Below are 17,921 nucleotides of genomic sequence, written 5' to 3' on the forward strand. Positions count from 1 at the left end.
TTAAGAGACAACAAAGCCAATATCTTTCATGATGTTGGCTTTTTTATTGACGTTAATTAGAAAACGTTTCTCTAAATAAGGCCACCATCGCCCGCGTTTTTTCAGGTAAATAACTGGGTGTTGGATAAACTAAAGTAATGGTCAAATCAGTAAAAGAGGTTCTTGGTAAGACCTCAATGAGTTGGCCATTTTTGATTTTATCTTCAATTAAGATCGAAGGCAGAAGAGCAATGCCTTTACCTGACAGGGCTAATCGTTGAAGTAGATTAAGATCATCACTAAATAATTGATAATCAAGTCCTTGAGGGAGCAAGCTTTTATTATAACGGCTAGCAAGCAGATGAAAGTCATTTAACTGAGCCACATTATCAGGGCATCCGTTAAGCGCTAAATATTCAGAAGAAGCAACCATGCTATAAGGAATTTGAATTAAGCGTTGTTGAATATAGTCATCATGCAAAGGTTCGATGTAGCTAGGTAGAATTTGTAGATCAACATTTTCACGACGAAGATCCAACGATTGAACATGATGCTCAATCTCCAATTTAACCTCTGCATACTCCTTCATATACTGTTCAATTAGCTGGGAGAAAATCTCGGTCATTCCTAGGGCTGGTGGGATAGCTACTTTTAATCTACCTCTTGGTGTTAAGTGGTGCTCTCTCATTAATCGGCTCGCATCCACTAGGGTATTGACTGGATTCGAGGTTTGCTCATATAGCCATTTTCCTTGCTGGGTTAATTCAATCGCTCTTGTCGTTCTGATGAGTAATTGATGGCCAAGGGCTTTTTCCAATTCTTGCAGTCGACGGCTGACTTTTGAACGCTGTAATCCTGCAAATTGCGCGGCAGAGCTAATCCCCTTGTGCCTAACAATAAGAACAAATAGGTAAATATCATCAAATGAAACGGTGCTTTCTGGATGGTGACTCATATCTATTGTCCTGTTATTAGGTCATATGTGAGCTATTTTGCCATCTATTCGAAATAAAATCACGCACTATAATGAGAACCAGATCACAGCAACTTTGACTTTATTGAGAACTTCTATGCAAGCTGCAGAGCAAAAATTCAAACAATGGATGCGTATCCTAATCGTATTATTTCTTCTCGTTACTGCTTATTTAGTGATGGCAGATAGATTAACGCCGTTAACGACCCAAAGTAAGGTGCAAGGCTTTGTGGTTCAAATATCACCAGAAGTGTCTGGTCGAGTAGTTGAAGTTAATCACACAAATAATCAATTAGTTAAGCAGGGCGAGTTACTGTTTAAGATTGATGATGAAAAATATCAATTGGCCGTTCAAAAAGCCGAAATTGGATTAGCTCAAGCAAGAGAGCAAGAAGCGTCATTAGTGGCGGATATCGAAGCGGCACGCTCAAATGTTAAAACGACTCAAGTAACGGCAGATAATGCGAACCGTGAATATCACCGTATTAAGCGACTAGCCAAATCAGGGGCAGTATCAGCATCAGGCTTAGATTCTGCTGTCACTAAGCGTGACCAAGCCGCTGCCAATTTTATGGCTTCAAAGCAAAAGTTACACGCATTGGAAGTTAAACTAGGTAAAGGAGATGGCCAAAGTAGTGCCGTACTTTCTGCAAAAAATGCCTTAAAACAAGCGTTGCTGAATTTAGAAAATACTCAAGTAATAGCGCAAAGTGAGGGGATAATTACCAATATGCAGTTGCATGTCGGTTTGTTTGCCAATGCTAATCAGCCATTACTGACGTTTATTCCAACCGATTCACTGTGGATCTCCGCAGATTATCGTGAGAAAGCGACTTCAGAGATGAATAAAGGAATGTATGCTGAAGTGGCTTATGATGCACTGCCGGGTGAAGTGTTTCCATTATTGGTAGAGAGCCGCGATTATGGGGTTGCTTCTGCCCAACAAAAAGCCAATGGTCAATTGAGCAGCGTAGAAGTCAGTAATCGCTGGGTTCGTGATGCCCAACGTGTACGAGTGAATTTAATTAGCGAAGAGGCTATTTCACCACGATTATTTGTTGGCTCGCGAGCAACCGTTATTATTTATACGTCAGGCAATGCCGTCATTGATTACATTGGTCATAGCTTAATTACCATGATCAGCTATCTACATTACATATACTAGGTGGAATGTTGATATGAAAGCATTACGGATATGGTTTGGTTGTGTTCTAGGCTTTGCAATGTGTACGGTATTTGGTTGGTCAAACGGTATGTTCGGAACTCTGCTACCACTGTTTATTTTATCTAACCTGAATCGTTGGAATTGGGGAATGTTCATCCAGTTGGTTGTCAGTGTCGTTTGGGTGAGTATTCAAGTGGTATTAATTGTCGGTTTTTTACAACCATATCCACTATTGATGACCGTAGCTGTTGGCATTATGCTGCTATTTAAATGCCACGCAATGCACTATAAAGCGAGTTACTTATTCGGCTACACTGGCTTATTAGTAGGTTCAATTTTATTGAATTTTGGATCGTATGTGACATTTGATTTAGAAAACTTCATTGTAGGGGCGTGGGTTGCAGCCATTATGGTGATCCCTATTTGTGCTTTAGCTTTCTATCTGTTTCCTGATCCTATTGACAGTAATGCACCGATTTTAAAAGTAGAAGGCGAGAGCAAAGATCCACGAGAGATGCTAGAACAAACGGCATTGGGCTGGATGGTTGCTATGATTGTATTTTTGATATTTGAAATCGGTACATTAAATGATTCATTATCAGCCCAAGCTTCAATGCTTATCATGCTCTCTCCAATGACACTCGTTGGCTCATTGATGATGGCTCGAATTCGTATCGTAGGGACTATCTTAGGCTGTTTAGCTGCGATGGCGATGCAATTGATACTTTATGATCTGTATGATAATCCAATTTTATACATTCTAAGTTTTGCAATTGCCTCAGGCTATTTCTGTAAATGGTTAGCCAGTGAAAATCCAATCATGAAGGGAGTTGGATTCTCAGCAATGGCGGCCTTAACCATTCCAATAACAGGCGTGATCCCCGGCCAAAAAGATGCATTTTTTGCTATTTTATACCGAGTATCATCTATTGTGGTGGCGGTGATTATAACCAGCATATTAATTTGGGTCTGCTATCGGTTAATTAAACAGTTTCCTGTCTTTTTCCGAGGGGTTGAGCGAGAAGAAAAGGCTCACTAACAATTTGAATTATTAGATAATAAGCCAAGAGGTTGGTACATTGTTACGAACCTCTTGGCTTTTTTTGTTTATGTGATAACGTCTGTGTAGTTGAAAATTATAAAGAAATAACAAGGACAGTCATGAGCTCAATTATAGAATGCATTAGAACCGTTGGTCGTGGTGAGCGAAGCCGTAAGCCACTTAGTTTTGATCAAGCTTATCAAGTAATGAAAGAATATCTTGCCGGTGAAGTCTCTAGTGACAAAATGGCAATGCTGATGATGCTTATCCGAGTTCAAAACGAAACGGTTGAGGAGATCAGCGGCTTTACCACTGCTATTCGTGAATTTATTCGTAACGAACAAACGCCAGAGCTAAAAGAGCTTAACGTTGGTATTGATTGGGCGTGTTTTGCCGGTAAGCGTCAGGTTCAAGGTCCATCATGGCAGTTATACGCAGCACAAATTCTAGCGAACAAAGGATTTAGAGTATTACTTCATGGCCACTTACAGCTGGGCAGCACACGTGAACACGTATCTCAAGTGATTGATAAACTAAATATCCCTCGCTGTTCAAGTATTGCAGAGACACAAAAAGCATTAGATGAGGGTAATATCGCATATTTACCGCTATCGGTTTACGCCCCTCAAGTAGAAACCATGCTGTTATGGCAACATGAGTATGGTCTGCGTACCCCTGCGAATACCTGTGCGCGTATGTTAAACCCGGCATCAGCTCCAATTTCATTACGTGGAAGCTTTCATCCAGGTTTACCACAATTACACGGTGAAGCTGAATCTCGTTTACAACAAGCGACAGAAGATTGCTCAGAATTGGCACTGTGCTTTAAAGGCATGGGCGGAGAATCTGAATTTAATCCTAAAGTTAGCCAGTCTCTATGGTGTGCATCAAAAGGGGTATGTGAAGAGCTGTATTGGGAAGAGGCATTAATTGAAGATTTACCAATCCCTCAAATTTGTTTGTTAGGGACTAAACCCGAGCAGTTACAGCTAATGGCGAACACCGTTATTTTTAATGTCGCTAATGTTTTATGGGCAAATAAACGTGAAGAGAACTATCCAAGAGCAGAGGCGATTAAGCTTGCTACTCAATATTGGGAAGAGTATGTAAACACACTCGATTAACTCTTTATTAAGCAAATGAATCTGTTAAGCCGTAACTTTATCGTTGCGGCTTTTTTATAATTATAATAATTTAGTTTATTACATCAGTGTAATAGTAATTCACATTTAGCTCTATTATCAAAACACAGTTAATAATCGATAATGTTCTCCTAGTCAATCATATATTTGGAGACCATTATGGCTAATGGATTTACAAGAGATGGTGGCGTACAAGAACAAATTGATGCCACAGTTACTGATGCAATTAATCGTGCGAGAGCACACCTTAACCATGAACATAATGAGACAGATTATTGTCTTGAATGTGGTGAGTTGATCCCTGAAGGTCGACGTAAAATCATCCCCGGCGTTGAGTTGTGTGTGGAATGTCAATCTAAAGAAGATACACGTGAAAAAGCATTCAGTGCTTACAACCGTAGAGCAAGTAAAGACAGTCAATTACGATAGCAATGGTTACTGTCTAGATCTGCATTGGTATAATAATGGCGAAGTATCATATTTCGCCATACTATTACTGAGAAATGGTTTTGAATAAAAAAAGAGAGGCTATTTACGATTGATACGTGCCAAGAAATAGGTATTTACGTACTCACCCTGTCTAAACGCAGAATCAATTGCTTCACCTTCAATCACAAACCCGAATTTTTTATATAGAGAAAGCGCCGCGTGGTTATCTACAAACGCGTCAATCTCAATACGGCGAACATTAAGCCAATTATCAGCAAGTTCTAAAACGGTTTCAATTAGCTTACTACCAATACCACGTCCATGATAATCATCGTGAACGCCCATTCCAAAATGAGCAACATGACGAGTCCTAGGATGTGTCACTTGTTCAAAACCAATATTACCTACAACCTTGTTATCAATAAGGGCAACATAGCTATAGACGTTATCAGGTTTGCTTGAAATGCGTTTTTCCCAGAGAGCAGGAGATGGGAGTGGCAGTTGAAGTGTTTGCGCCTGAGCTTGTGGTTGATTATACAACTCACATAAACCATCAATGTCTTTTAATTCTGTTGGGCGAATTATTATTTCCATTACCTGCATCCTTTGCCTAATAAACATACACTTAACTTAACCAGAATCATCTTCGATGACAAGCACTGATCCCATTTGAATCTAATAATTACCGTTTATTCCTGTTATTTACCATTCGTCGCATCTTCCTGTTTTTCATTTTTACCTTAGCTAATCTGTAAACATCAAAAAGGACCACAGATTAACTAAGGCCAACCTAATGAAACATAAATTAACGACACTAGTATTTAGCTTATTAATGAGTGTGATGACTTTCTCCACGCAGGCGGCATTAACGGATAAAGATATTGCGGTATATAACCAAGCGGCAGCAGGCGATGAAGATCTTGTTGAATCAGCTTATGAACGTTTTGAACAATTGATTCAAACTGAAGGTGCAACGCCATTAACACTCGTTTATCTTGGCAGCGCAGAAACTCTAAAAGGCCGAGATGCAATGATGCCTTGGACAGCAATGAAATACGTTGAACAAGGGTTAGCTAAAATTGGCAAAGGTCTAAATCTACTTGCTACGGAAACCACTCCAATTGAAGATCAACCCGTTGTGTCTGGTCTTCCTAATTCTTATCTCACCCGTGCTTTAGCGGCAGCAACTTATTCACAATTGCCTGATATGTTTAATCATTTTGAGCGCGGCTATGATCTTTATTTAGCTCTTTTATCTGAACCTGATTTTCAACAGCAACCTTATCAAGCCACTGCTTGGGTATATGGTTATGCAGTGCAAGCAGCGCTTCGTGCTGATGATATAAATCAATCAAATCAATGGATAGCAGTCATGATTGAGCGAGATAAAAATCACCCTGAATCAATAAAAGCACAAGCACTTATTAGTGCTAAAAATTAGGAGAGGACAATGATTAGTTTTAGTGGCATAGAAAAAACATATCAATTGGGCTCTCAAGACGTTGCTGCGTTGAAAAAGGTAGAGGGCTTTATTATTAAAGGCAGCATGGTGGCTCTGTGTGGCCCATCAGGCTCCGGAAAAAGTACTCTACTCAATATACTTGGTTTGTTAGATATGGATTATAAAGGCAAGATCAGAATGGATGGAAAAGCGTATCCTAAAGATCCCATTAAAGCGGCCACGTTACGTCGTCACAAGTTAGGTTTTGTATTTCAACGCTTTAATCTAGTGCCAGTGATGACCGCTTTAGAGAATGTTGCCTATCCGCTGCATTTAAATGGCTACAGTCGAGAAGATCAAAAACGCTTAGCCACTGAAATGTTAGAAAAAGTAGGTCTTGGCGATTTTATTCACCACCGTCCAGATAACCTTTCTGGCGGGCAGCAACAGCGCGTCGCCATTGCTCGTGCGTTGGTTCATAAGCCAAGTTTAGTCATTGCCGATGAACCAACGGCCAGTTTAGATAGCCATACCGCAGAAAAAGTGATTGATATTATGAAAGCGTTAGGCAAAGAAATGGGAACCACCTTTATTATTGCGACGCATGATTATCGCATGGCACAGCATTGTGATGCCTGCATTAATTTACTTGATGGCACCATAAATAAGGAGGCAGTTTCATGGGCAAGTTAATCTCATTATTTCCTTATTCATTGCGTCTCGCGTGGCTTAATTTATTACGAAATGGCCGCCGTAGCGCACTTTCGATTTTAATCATTACCATTGCGGTGTTTGCATTAACCAGTGCGGGTGGTTTTGGATTGTATACTTATGACTCACTCAAAGAATCAACGGCAAGAGACACAGGCCACCTTACCCTAAGTCAGCCGGGTTACTTTGAAAGTGATGAAGAGATGCCCCTTAGTAATGGTCTTTCTGATATTTCGCAATTAACTCGTGATCTAATGAAGCACGATGAGGTTCGTGGAGTTCAACCAAGGATCGATTTCACAGGGTTAATCTCTAACGGGAGCAAATCGACTATATTCATGGGAACCGGTGTCAACGATCGTGAGTTTGACATGAAAGGTCCATTTCTAGATATGAGATCAGGAAAAACCTTAACGGATATTACATCGAGTCGATATGACGTGATGGAGCCTGAGATCATGCTTGGAGTGGATCTCGCCAAAAACCTAAACGTGGGTATCGGTGATTGGGTAACTTTACTGGCAACGACCAGTGAGGGGGCATTGAATGCGTTTGATTTTAAAGTACATGGAACTTATTCAACAGGGGTTCCAGAATTAGATAAACGTCAACTGTATATTCACATTGACTCAGCTCAAGAGCTATTGATTTCAGAGAAAGTGAGCACATTGTCGGTGTTTCTATTTGATACAGAGAAAACAGCTCTGATACATCAACGATTGGATGATGAACTAAAATCGATGTCACTAGAGCAAGATATTGAGATCACACCATGGCAAGAGAGAGCGTTTTTCTACAATAAAGTGAAAGATCTTTACGATCTTATCTTCGGTGTGATGGGTTTTGTGATGGGATTAGTGGTCTTTGTGGCCCTGTTTAATACCATGACAATGTCCGTGACTGAGCGAACTCGTGAAATTGGTACCTTATCCGCACTGGGAAGTTACCCAAATGAAATTATCAATTCATTCTTACGAGAAGCGGGCTTACTTGCCATCATTGGAGTGCTATTTGGTGCAATCACGACGGCAATTACCACGATATTGTTAATGATTGTTGATGTTCAAATGCCACCACCACCAGGAAGAACCGATGGTTACCCACTTAATATTTACTTCTCATTTGAGCTGGTTGTTTATGCAGGCATTGGTGTGATGTGTATTTGCTTACTTGCAGCGTATTTATCCGCTCGCAAGGGCGTTAAAAAACCCATTACGGAGGCGCTTATCTATGTCTAAATTAAAATTATTATCTACGTTCTGCTTATTTATGGGGCTTCATTTTTCAGTGGCCGCGACAGAGTTATCTCAATCAGAGCTTACTCAACAAAAGAATCAGCAAGAAATCGGGATTAATCATAACCAAGTGGAACAAATGATTAAGGCTGCTGATGATTATCGACTAGATAACGCAGCTGCAAAAGTCGTATCAGAAGTATTGCTATATAAAAATGATGAGCTAGATAAAAAACGTCAATACACGGTATATATGCGAGAAAATAGAGAATCATTAGTGCTATTTAATTCTCAAGTCGAAGCTGGGCAAAAGATGCTGATGTTAGGCGATAATTATTGGTTATTAATGCCTAAAAGCCGCCGACCAATCCGTATTACACCAATGCAAAAATTATTGGGAGAAGCATCGGTAGGTGACATTTCAACCCTCACTTGGAGCGAAGATTATCAAGGGCAATGGCAAGCAAGTGAGGAACTAAAATTAGAGAATGGGAAGCAGGTACAAGCTGAAAAACTTAAACTGAATGCTATTACTAAAGGCGCGAGTTATTTCACCATTGATTTATGGCTAGAGCAGGGGACTCATTTTCCAATTAAAGCCGATCTCTATCTACGTTCAGGAAAAATGGCGAAAGAAGCGTGGTTTATTAAAGGGCTTAGAGAAGGTGAAACCAAAGTTATCTCAATGGTATTAAACGATCAAATCCAAACCAATCAAAAAACCGTCATTGAATACAAAGAAATAGTGCCAACAGAGGTTGCGGATAAATATTACAACCCTGCTTATCTGTCACGTACCAAGCAGTTGGATTTGTGATCATGAAACCTCGGGTGAAATGGATATTATTGTGCGGTACTTGGCTGGCTTCTTTTTGCTCTCAATCTTCAGAGATGACTTTCGAATGGGATTGGATGCTTAGTGCTGAAACGGTTCAACAGAGAGAAACGGTTTTCTCTTCGATGACAGATAACGAGCATCAAGAGTCATTCAATGGTTTATTAGATGTTCAGATTGGCTATCAAGATTGGAATGTGGTGGTGGCACTGAAAGGTAATGATCTCTATTACCATTCAAATCTTGAGTCTCAAGATAAAAGCGCAGAAGCTGAGCTAATTGTCAGTGAACTATTTTGGCAAAGTAGTGTTGATATTTCCAATACATCATTAGATTTACAACTAGGTAAAGTTAGAGTCGATTGGGGTGTTGGTTATGGTTATCGCCCTCTTGATATATTCACGCCATATCGTCGTAACCCAGTCGGAATTCAAGTAGAAGAAGGAGTAGGCGTAGCTTCGGTATCCTATTTTGATAATCAAGGCGAGTGGTCATTAATTTATACCGATTCGTCATGGACTCAGCAAGAAGGGAGTGAGTTAGAAGAGCAAAGCGAACAACAAGGGATAGGAATAAGACGTTATGCGTTAGTGGGAGATACCGAATACCAATGGGTTGCTTATTATGACGATGTTCGACAGGGGCTATTGGGTGCGAGTGTTGTTACTGTGCTTGATGCCGCGTGGGAGTTTCATGGCTCAGCGGTATATCAATCAAAGTATCTTTCTTATCAGCAGCCAAATATCACACTTTACCCTGTCACTTTAGAAAAAGAAGAAAATGCATATCAAGCCTTAGTCGGGTTTACGTGGGCAAATGATGTGGGAAATAGTATCGTTTTAGAATACTGGTATGACAGCCGAGCGTGGGGTAAAAGTGATTGGAAAAATGCACTTACTGTGGCAACACCGTCGTATCAACAAGGCTTTAATCAGGCGAATATGGTTCAACATAACATGATGTTTCATTGGAGCTTAGATCCTAACGCATGGTCAACATGGGAATGGAGCCGAGATACCTCATGGTTAAGTCAATTTACCCCAACATTTGATGTGCTTTACTCACCAGAAGATAATGGCGTGATAGCAACGCAGTGGTTAAATTATTTGCTGCATGACTCGGGTGATTCCAGTATTGAAATGGAACTTGCCGCACGTTTTTTAACAGGTTCGGATGATTCAGCGTATGCAAATTTACCCGATAAGCATATGCTGTTATTGAATCTAAAAGGACGATTTTAATGGTAGTGATAAATAAGCAAAAAGAAGTAGCGATTCAGTTAGTAAAAAGCCTAGCGATTACGACTGTGTTTTGTCTTGTTATCGCCATGATGACGAGTAATATTTGGCCATCTCCTTTTTATGAACACGTTCTTATTAGTTTTGGTTATGGCTACAGTGCCGTGTTATGTTCATTCGCCTTAGAGTGGTTTTTACCGACACTTAAAAAAGCATATTCGACCGTTATTGCTATGGTGTTATCTCTTGCTTTAGGCACATTTCACGCCTCTTTGTGGTTAAATAAATACGACGATTTTGCAACTTTAGAAGCATTACAGCCGATCGTATTATTAGGATTGATATTTACCGGGATCTGTTTTTATTACTTTCACGCCACAGAGAAAACGTTGCAGGCAGAGCAAGCATTAGAGATCTCTAAGCGCAAGCAATTAGAGCAAGAAAAAGCATTAGCATTAAGTCAATTAAGCCAACTTCAAAGCCAAATAGAACCTCATTTCTTGTTCAATACCTTAGCTAACATTAGTGCGTTAATCGAATTAGACAGTGATAAAGCCAAATTGATGTTGGAGAAATTAACGGACTTACTTCGAGGCACCCTAAAAACAAATCGTAACCCTCTAATTACGCTAGAACAAGAAGTAGAATTATTAAGTGCGTATTTATCAATTCAACAGATCCGTTTAGGTGAGCGTTTAACGTATGAGATTGAGAACCAACTGAGTGGAACAATTTCGCTGCCTCCTTTACTCATTCAGCCTCTGGTTGAAAACGCGATTACTCATGGTATAGAGCCACAAGCAAAAGGAGGTAAGGTTGTTATCATGTTTAAGCAGCAAGATAATAGATTCAAGGTGTCAATTTCTGATAATGGTTTAGGCTTAGAACAAATGACATCAACCAAAGGAAATGGAATGAGTTTGAATAACATCAAGCAGCGTTTGCATAACCTATTCGATGGTACTGCTTCTATCATGATAATAGAGAATGAAGAGGGTGGCGTAGACGCTGAACTTTCTATTCCATTGGAGAAATTGGCTCAACTAAATAGGGAATATTCATGAGTAAATTGATGACCGCCATTATTGCCGATGATGAGCCTTTATTACGATTCCATTTGGAAAAAATGCTGTCTGACCTTTGGCTTGAGCTAGAGATTGTTGCAGTGTGTAGTAATGGTAAAGAAGCGCTTGAAGCAATAGAGCAGCACCAACCAGATATTGCCTTTCTTGATATTAAAATGCCAGAATTAGACGGCATGACTCTGGCCTCACAATTACAAAAATCAGCAACAGCACCAATGGTTGTTTTTATTACGGCTTATGATGAATTTGCCGTTAAAGCATTTGAAAACAATGCAATAGATTATGTGTTAAAACCAATTTCTGAAGCAAGATTAGATGCAACGTGTCAAAAATTAAAACAGAGAGTGGGTCAGCAATCTAGAGGTTCTGATTCAAAACAAGATCAAGGGGCATTAAGTGATCTGTTTGCTCAAATTCAGCAGCTATCAGCACAGCAAAAACCAGAATATTTAAGTTGGATTAAAGCGTATCGGGGAGAGGAGTTACACTTGCTTTCGGTCTCTGATGTCCTCTATTTTAAGGCGGAAGATAAATACGTTTCTGTTTATGCACAGCAGGCAGGCAATAAAGTTACCGAATATTTGATCCGCTGTTCGCTTAAAGAATTACAACAGAAGATAAATCCTGATCATTTTTGGCATATTCATCGCTCAAGCATTGTGAATGTCGCTCAAATAGATAAAGTGAAAAAGGATCTGTTAGGCCATTTATATGTGCACATTGGAGAGTCAAAGCTACCTGTTAGCCGCAGTGCGCAAAGTTTATTTAAAGGGATGTAGATTAAAGAGTGAATTGATTAAATTGATGGAGGTAACGCCCCATTCCAACAGCAGATCTAAGTAATAGAAAAGAAATAGGGCGTTACAGGTTGGTTCAATAATCTCGATGATCTTACAGTTTTGCCACAATACTTTGATATGGTGTAAGCGTTAGCTGTGAGCCAAAATGAGTGACAGAGTCTAGATTAGCAATTAAGCACTCGACTTCTTTATCCATTAAATGTTCAGGTAAAATTAACGTCTGAGGCTCAGCAGTAAAGTTATTTAGTGCCACTAAATGTTGATCTTCATTTTTACGCTCATAAGCAAATACAGCAGGATGATCTTCAAACAGTGGAATAAAATCACCGTACACAATCACAGGATTTTGTTTTCTCAGAGCAATCAGCTTTTGGTAATGATAGAAAATTGAGTCAGTATCTTCTAAAGCCGCAGCCACGTTTATCTGTGGGAAATTTGGGTTCAATGAGATCCAAGGCGTACCTTGAGTAAAACCAGCATGCGCAGAATTATCCCAATGCATTGGAGTACGTGCATTATCACGGCTATTGGCATGAATGCCTTTCATCATAGTTTCATGACTGACGCCTGATCCGGTTTTTACCTTGTAGAAATTCAGCGTTTCAATGTCTTTGTACTCTTCTAACGTATTAAATGCCACGTTTGTCATGCCAATCTCTTCACCTTGGAAGATATAAGGTGTGCCTTTTAGTAGGTGTAACGTTGTCGCTAACATCTTCGCTGATTCAACACGATATTGACCATCACACCCGTATTTAGAGACAACACGAGGTAAATCATGGTTATTCCAAAACAGAGAGTTCCAGCCGTTATTACTCAGCTCAAGCTGCCATTTGATCATCACTTGCTTAAAGGCATTAAGATCTAACGGTTTTGGTTTCCATTTATCTCCGTCTTCCCATAGCAGAGTAATGTGCTCAAACTGAAACACCATAGAGAGTTCATTACGAGCGGGGTTGCTATAAAGCTGTGCTGTTTCTGGCGTGGCATCCCAGGTTTCACCCACGGTTAATAGGTCTTTATTACCAAACGTCGCTTGATTCATCTGTTGAAGAAGTGGGTGAAGGCGCTTGCCGTTTCCTGTGATCTTTTTATCGATCTCTTTGCCAATGAGATCAATCACATCTAAGCGGAAGCCACCAATACCTTGGTCAATCCACCAGTTCATCATATCAAATACTTTTTGATGAACAGCAGGGTTCTCCCAGTTTAAATCTGGCTGACGTTTTGAAAATAAATGGAAATAGTATTGCTGATTTTCCTCGTCCCACTCCCATGCAGTGCCACCGAAGATTGAGCCTAAATCACTTGGCGCTTCTCCGTTTTCACCCGCATCACGCCAGATATAAAAATCACGGTATTCACTGTCTTTGTTATTTTTCGCTTCAACAAACCAAGGGTGTTCATCAGAAGTATGGTTAACCACTAAATCCATGACGATTTTAATGCCACGTTGTTCAGCTTTTTGCATTAGTTCACGCATATCATCCATGCTGCCAAACTCAGCAGCAATGGCTTGGTAATCAGAGATATCGTAACCGTTATCATCCATTGGTGATTGATAAACAGGAGAGAGCCAAATAACGTCGATACCAAGAGTGGTTAAGTAATCGAGTTTGCTGATAATGCCTTGTAAATCACCAATGCCATCATTATTTGAATCGCAAAAGCTACGTGGGTAAATTTGATATACCACACTGTTATGCCACCAACGTTTTTCCATCTTGATATCCAATATTCACTAAAAGAAAGTAACGTTAATATAGCGAAATTAAATTGGTATGAATAATTGATAATTTGAACTCTGATATAGAAAAAATTTATATCACGAGTATGGTAGAGCTGAATTTAATAGTGGGTATCAATAATGGAAAAGCAATATCGTTACTTTTATGAGGTAGCTCGCCAAGGCAGCATTAAAGCTGCGGCAGATAAATTGTGTATTAGCCAACCAACACTAACCACGGCGATTAAAAAGCTTGAAGAGTTGTTAGGTACTGTGCTGTTTTATCGTAAATCTAAAGGGGTAGAGTTAACCAGTACCGGCTGGGTATATTATCGCTACGTACAAGATATTTATGAAAAACATGGCCAGATGATGCATCAACTATCGGACATGAAAGCGCGCAGCCAAGGTAAAATTAAAATTGGTATTGGTGAAGCGTGGTGGGAGTGTTTTGCTGCTGATGTAATTAAACAATTTATAGAGACGCATCCAACAAATTCACTCTATATTGAGTTTGGCAATGGCTTATCAATGCTGAGTCATTTACTTAATGGTGATATTGATCTCTTTATTGGTCATGAAATAGAAAATATTGATTCTCGTAACCGCGTGCGTTTCATTCCACTATTTACTGAATGCGAAGCCTTATATGTGCGAGAAGGGCATCCATTATTAAATGAGAAGAAGGGGGGTGATAACAGTCATTACCCACAAATAAAAGTCACCCCCGACCATAGTCGAGATGGAAAAGTGCTCAATGATAAAGGCGCAGAGACCTTTGCATTAAAAGCACAACAAGCCAAAGTTATCTATGAGTTAGATTCATTAAAAGCCAGTATCGATATGCTTAAAATGAGCGATGCTATTATGCCTTATACCGATAAAATAAAATCGAAAATGGCTCTGCAAGGAGTTGTCGCCTTACCTACTGAACAATGTAAAACTGGTGTGGTTGGGATTTACTCTAATACAGAAGTATTGTCTGAAAATATGGAATACTTGGTCGATTTATTTAAACACTAATTTTTAGCAATAGGTAAATAAAGTAAAGATAAGGCTGTCGTAGATTAGAATTAATAAAAGTTATGTTACTGTAGCCGCAATATAAATAAAAATGAGAGTCACTATCATGCCGAGCCTTGCTCATTGGAAAAATCCTAAAACTTTTTTGATTTTAATTTCCATCGTTGTTCCCATTGCTTTTTCTACATGGAATGCGTTACTTAATAACTTCGTGATTGAAAAAGCGGCGTTTACTGGGGCTGATATTGGGCTCTTGCAAAGTGTGCGAGAGATCCCTGGTTTTCTAGCGTTTACTGCTGTTTTCGTCCTTCTTTTTATTCGTGAGCAAAAGTTCATGATCCTCGCTTTGGTGATGTTGGCAATTGGTGTAGCAATTACTGGTTTTTTCCCAAGTGTGTATGGCCTGTTATGCACCACGCTGTTGATGTCGGTAGGCTTTCACTATTTTGAGACCTTAAAGCAATCCTTATCATTACAGTGGCTAACTAAAGAAGAAGCTCCTGAAATGTTAGGTAAGCTGATCTCGATTGGTGCTCTTGCATCGTTATGTACTTATGGTGTGCTGTGGGTATTACTTGAGTTAGTGCAATTAGAGTTTAAATGGATCTATTTAATTGCAGGGACAATTGCCCTTATGGTGACTGTTTTTATGTGGTTGTCTTTCCCGAACTTTGAAAGTGAAACACCACAGACGAAAAAATTGGTTCTACGCAAGCGCTATTGGTTGTACTACGCACTTACCTTTATGAGTGGTGCTCGTCGTCAGATATTTATGGTGTTTGCAGGCTTTTTAATGGTTGAAAAATTTGGCTATTCAGCTGCTGATATCACTCTACTGTTTCTTGCTAATTATGCATTCAATTGGCTTTTTGCTAAAAAGATTGGCCGCTGGATTGGTGTTGTGGGTGAGCGCAAGGCACTAATGTTTGAATATATCGGTCTTATTTTTGTGTTTGTTGGCTACGCATTAGTTCAGACGTCAGAAATGGCAGCAGCGTTATATATTATTGATCATTTGTTCTTTGCATTAGCATTAGCGATTAAAACTTATTTCCAAAAAATTGCCGATCCTGCTGATATGGCATCAACTGCGGGTGTGGCATTCACCATTAATCATATAGCAGCAGTTGTTATCCCAGTAAGCTTTGGTTTGATATGGTTGGTATCGCCTGCTGCTGTGTTCTATGTTGGTGCTACAATGGCATTTATTTCGTTCTTATTGTCATTAAATATTCCAGAAGCACCGCAAGAGGGGAATGAAACTCGCATTTTGAAGTGGAACTGATTACAGTATAGGGACGACAATCAATGGCATAAGCCAACGATCATTCAAAAGGAATATAGAATGAATGCGATTACCCATGATCCAGATAACAAATGCTACTTAATCGCTTTAGAAGGTGATGCGGTAGCAAAAGTTTATTATGAAAAGAAGGGCAATATTTTTGATGTGATAAGCACACGAATTCCGGATGAACTGCAAGGTAAAGGCTACGGAAAAGTGATGATGGAAGCCTTTTTAGCAGAGATGAAAAGCTCTGGTTTATTGATTGTTCCCGTCTGCTCTTATGTGGTTCATTACATGAATAAGAATCAGCAGTGGCAAGATCTATTAGCAAAATAAAAGAGACCTAGGTGGAGATTCTACCTAGGTTTTTTTGTATGAAAAATATCACTTAAAGAGAATGAATTTAGATAAACAAGGAAGATCTCATGGCGTTACGTACATTTATTGAAAAATTGAATACTCAACCTGAGTTGGTTGAATTTACTGAGACAATGGCTGCTATTGATAATAACTATGATTTTACGCCAACAGAGTTTTCAAATGGAAAGGTAGTTAATCAAGCGGATCAGAATAATGGGTCATGTAAGATTTTTGCGTTTGCTGAGCTAAATAAATTGAGTGTTGAACAAACCTTAGCGTGTTTTGGTCAATATTACCGTGAAGATGTATTACAAAACCCAACCAATGATGACCACCAAAACATTCGAAATTTCATAGTGACAGGCTGGTCTGGTATTCAATTTAGCTCTGTGGCATTACAATTAAAATAAGACGTTAAACGATAATAAATATTAGAAAAACAAAACCAATAAAGAGACCATTATGATCAAACTTGCTGTTATTGGAACCAACTGGATAACTGAACGATTCTTAGCGGGGGCAATAGAGTCGGGGAAGTATGAAGTTACTGCGGTATATTCTCGCTCATTAGAACAAGCAAAAGTGTTTGCTGAAAAGTTTAAAGCAGAGTTAACGTTTGATTGTTTGGATCAATTAGCACAATGCAAAGAAGTGGACGCGGTGTATATTGCCAGCCCAAACTCTTTTCATGCGCCTCAATCGATTCAAATGATGAAGCAGGGAAAACATGTTATTTGTGAAAAGCCAATGGCATCAAATCACACCCAAGCGCAATTAGCGTATCAAACGGCACAAGAAAATAATGTGGTGTTGTTTGAAGCATTTATGTCGCCATATCTACCGAATTTTCAACAGATTAAATCGCATTTACCAAGTTTAGGGGCAATTCGAAAGGCCCACATTACCTATTGTCAGTATTCTTCGCGTTACCCTAAATACCTCAATGGTGAAAACCCAAATACTTTTAACCCTGAGTTCTCTAACGGCTCTATTATGGATATTGGTTTTTACTGTGTCGGCTCTATGATTGAGTTATTTGGTGAACCTAAATCGATTCAAGCACAAGCGCATGTATTGGATTCAGGTGTTGATGGTAATGGCAGTATCATTTGTGGTTACGATGGCTTTGATGTCGTTGTCATGCACTCTAAAACCAGTGATTCTTATGTACCAAGTGAGATCCAAGGTGAAAATGGCGCTATCCTTGCTGAAATGATTTCGATTGGTGAGAAGGTAACAAAGATACCTCGTGGTGCTGAAAAAGAAGATCTAACACTTGAACAGAATGCCAATCCAATGTTCTATGAAGCACTTAAATTTGCCGAGCAAGTAGAATCAAATAAAATGGATGATCATGCGGTTGAGCGTTCATTGTTGATCTCGAAAGTAACGACAGAGATCCGTAAGCAGACAGGCGTTGTTTTCCCTGCAGATAGCTAGCTTTTTAAA

The 17,921-nt window shown here is 39.5% G+C and carries 19 protein-coding genes; 16 read left to right on the forward strand and 3 right to left on the reverse strand.

Features of this window, described 5'->3' with window-relative positions:
- Positions 1-52: 52 nt before the first annotated feature.
- Positions 53-934, reverse strand: a complete 882-nt coding sequence (locus AC2INI_RS17695) for a LysR family transcriptional regulator (RefSeq protein WP_486305876.1) — start codon at positions 932-934, stop codon at positions 53-55.
- 115 nt (positions 935-1,049) lie between these two features.
- On the opposite strand from AC2INI_RS17695, the gene AC2INI_RS17700 reads away from it, so the two are divergent.
- From AC2INI_RS17700 to AC2INI_RS17715, 4 genes are all read left to right on the forward strand, one after another.
- Entirely contained in the window at positions 1,050-2,117 is a 1,068-nt protein-coding gene (locus AC2INI_RS17700; protein ID WP_486305877.1) for an HlyD family secretion protein, read from the forward strand.
- 13 nt (positions 2,118-2,130) lie between these two features.
- Complete coding sequence (locus AC2INI_RS17705) at positions 2,131-3,156, forward strand: DUF2955 domain-containing protein (protein WP_122032723.1); 1,026 nt, start codon at positions 2,131-2,133, stop codon at positions 3,154-3,156.
- 122 nt (positions 3,157-3,278) lie between these two features.
- A complete protein-coding gene (locus AC2INI_RS17710) occupies positions 3,279-4,283 on the forward strand; it encodes a glycosyl transferase family protein (RefSeq protein ID WP_122032724.1) in 1,005 nt (334 codons plus the stop codon).
- A gap of 177 nt (positions 4,284-4,460) precedes the next feature.
- Positions 4,461-4,730 carry a DksA/TraR family C4-type zinc finger protein gene (locus AC2INI_RS17715; protein ID WP_300180450.1) on the forward strand — a complete coding sequence of 90 codons (270 nt, stop codon included), beginning with the start codon at positions 4,461-4,463 and terminating at the stop codon, positions 4,728-4,730.
- Positions 4,731-4,829: 99 nt separating this feature from the next.
- On the opposite strand, the gene AC2INI_RS17720 is transcribed toward AC2INI_RS17715, so the two are convergent.
- A complete protein-coding gene (locus tag AC2INI_RS17720; RefSeq protein ID WP_105055832.1) occupies positions 4,830-5,324 on the reverse strand; it encodes a GNAT family N-acetyltransferase in 495 nt (164 codons plus the stop codon).
- A gap of 199 nt (positions 5,325-5,523) precedes the next feature.
- Between AC2INI_RS17720 and AC2INI_RS17725 the strand changes: the two genes are divergently transcribed.
- Genes AC2INI_RS17725 through AC2INI_RS17755 form a run of 7 tightly spaced genes read left to right on the forward strand, consistent with a single transcriptional unit; the run spans position 5,524 to position 12,054 of the window.
- The gene (locus tag AC2INI_RS17725; protein ID WP_122032726.1) at positions 5,524-6,171 is read left to right on the forward strand and encodes a hypothetical protein; all 648 of its coding nucleotides are present in this window, start codon (positions 5,524-5,526) and stop codon (positions 6,169-6,171) included.
- Positions 6,172-6,180: 9 nt separating this feature from the next.
- Entirely contained in the window at positions 6,181-6,864 is a 684-nt protein-coding gene (locus tag AC2INI_RS17730) for an ABC transporter ATP-binding protein (protein WP_486305878.1), read from the forward strand.
- On the forward strand, positions 6,852-8,120 hold the full coding sequence (locus AC2INI_RS17735) for an ABC transporter permease (protein WP_486305879.1): 1,269 nt from the start codon (positions 6,852-6,854) through the stop codon (positions 8,118-8,120). The genes AC2INI_RS17730 and AC2INI_RS17735 overlap by 13 nt, the downstream gene beginning before the upstream one ends.
- 31 nt (positions 8,121-8,151) lie before the next feature.
- On the forward strand, positions 8,152-8,934 hold the full coding sequence (locus AC2INI_RS17740; RefSeq protein WP_486306463.1) for an outer membrane lipoprotein-sorting protein: 783 nt from the start codon (positions 8,152-8,154) through the stop codon (positions 8,932-8,934).
- 2 nt (positions 8,935-8,936) lie between these two features.
- Positions 8,937-10,193 (forward strand): hypothetical protein, encoded by a 1,257-nt coding sequence (locus tag AC2INI_RS17745; protein ID WP_486305880.1) that lies wholly within the window; start codon positions 8,937-8,939, stop codon positions 10,191-10,193.
- Positions 10,193-11,254 (forward strand): sensor histidine kinase, encoded by a 1,062-nt coding sequence (locus tag AC2INI_RS17750; RefSeq protein WP_486305881.1) that lies wholly within the window; start codon positions 10,193-10,195, stop codon positions 11,252-11,254. The genes AC2INI_RS17745 and AC2INI_RS17750 overlap by 1 nt, the downstream gene beginning before the upstream one ends.
- Complete coding sequence (locus tag AC2INI_RS17755; protein ID WP_486305882.1) at positions 11,251-12,054, forward strand: LytR/AlgR family response regulator transcription factor; 804 nt, start codon at positions 11,251-11,253, stop codon at positions 12,052-12,054. Before AC2INI_RS17750 ends, AC2INI_RS17755 begins: the two co-directional genes overlap by 4 nt.
- 112 nt (positions 12,055-12,166) lie before the next feature.
- Here AC2INI_RS17755 and AC2INI_RS17760 read toward each other — a convergent pair whose 3' ends face one another.
- Positions 12,167-13,798, reverse strand: a complete 1,632-nt coding sequence (locus tag AC2INI_RS17760; protein WP_486305883.1) for a glycoside hydrolase family 13 protein — start codon at positions 13,796-13,798, stop codon at positions 12,167-12,169.
- Between the two features lie 144 nt (positions 13,799-13,942).
- Between AC2INI_RS17760 and AC2INI_RS17765 the strand changes: the two genes are divergently transcribed.
- From AC2INI_RS17765 to AC2INI_RS17785, 5 genes are all read left to right on the forward strand, one after another.
- Positions 13,943-14,824, forward strand: a complete 882-nt coding sequence (locus tag AC2INI_RS17765; protein ID WP_486305884.1) for a LysR family transcriptional regulator — start codon at positions 13,943-13,945, stop codon at positions 14,822-14,824.
- A 106-nt stretch (positions 14,825-14,930) separates the two neighbouring features.
- Positions 14,931-16,109 carry an MFS transporter gene (locus AC2INI_RS17770; protein ID WP_486305885.1) on the forward strand — a complete coding sequence of 393 codons (1,179 nt, stop codon included), beginning with the start codon at positions 14,931-14,933 and terminating at the stop codon, positions 16,107-16,109.
- A gap of 60 nt (positions 16,110-16,169) precedes the next feature.
- Positions 16,170-16,448 (forward strand): GNAT family N-acetyltransferase, encoded by a 279-nt coding sequence (locus tag AC2INI_RS17775; protein ID WP_486305886.1) that lies wholly within the window; start codon positions 16,170-16,172, stop codon positions 16,446-16,448.
- An 89-nt stretch (positions 16,449-16,537) separates the two neighbouring features.
- Positions 16,538-16,882 (forward strand): HopJ type III effector protein, encoded by a 345-nt coding sequence (locus AC2INI_RS17780; RefSeq protein ID WP_486305887.1) that lies wholly within the window; start codon positions 16,538-16,540, stop codon positions 16,880-16,882.
- Between the two features lie 52 nt (positions 16,883-16,934).
- Positions 16,935-17,912: a Gfo/Idh/MocA family protein gene (locus AC2INI_RS17785; protein ID WP_486305888.1), complete on the forward strand. Its 978-nt coding sequence runs from the start codon at positions 16,935-16,937 to the stop codon at positions 17,910-17,912.
- Positions 17,913-17,921 lie beyond the last annotated feature (9 nt).

The sequence above is a fragment of the Aliivibrio friggae genome (genome assembly GCF_057368515.1).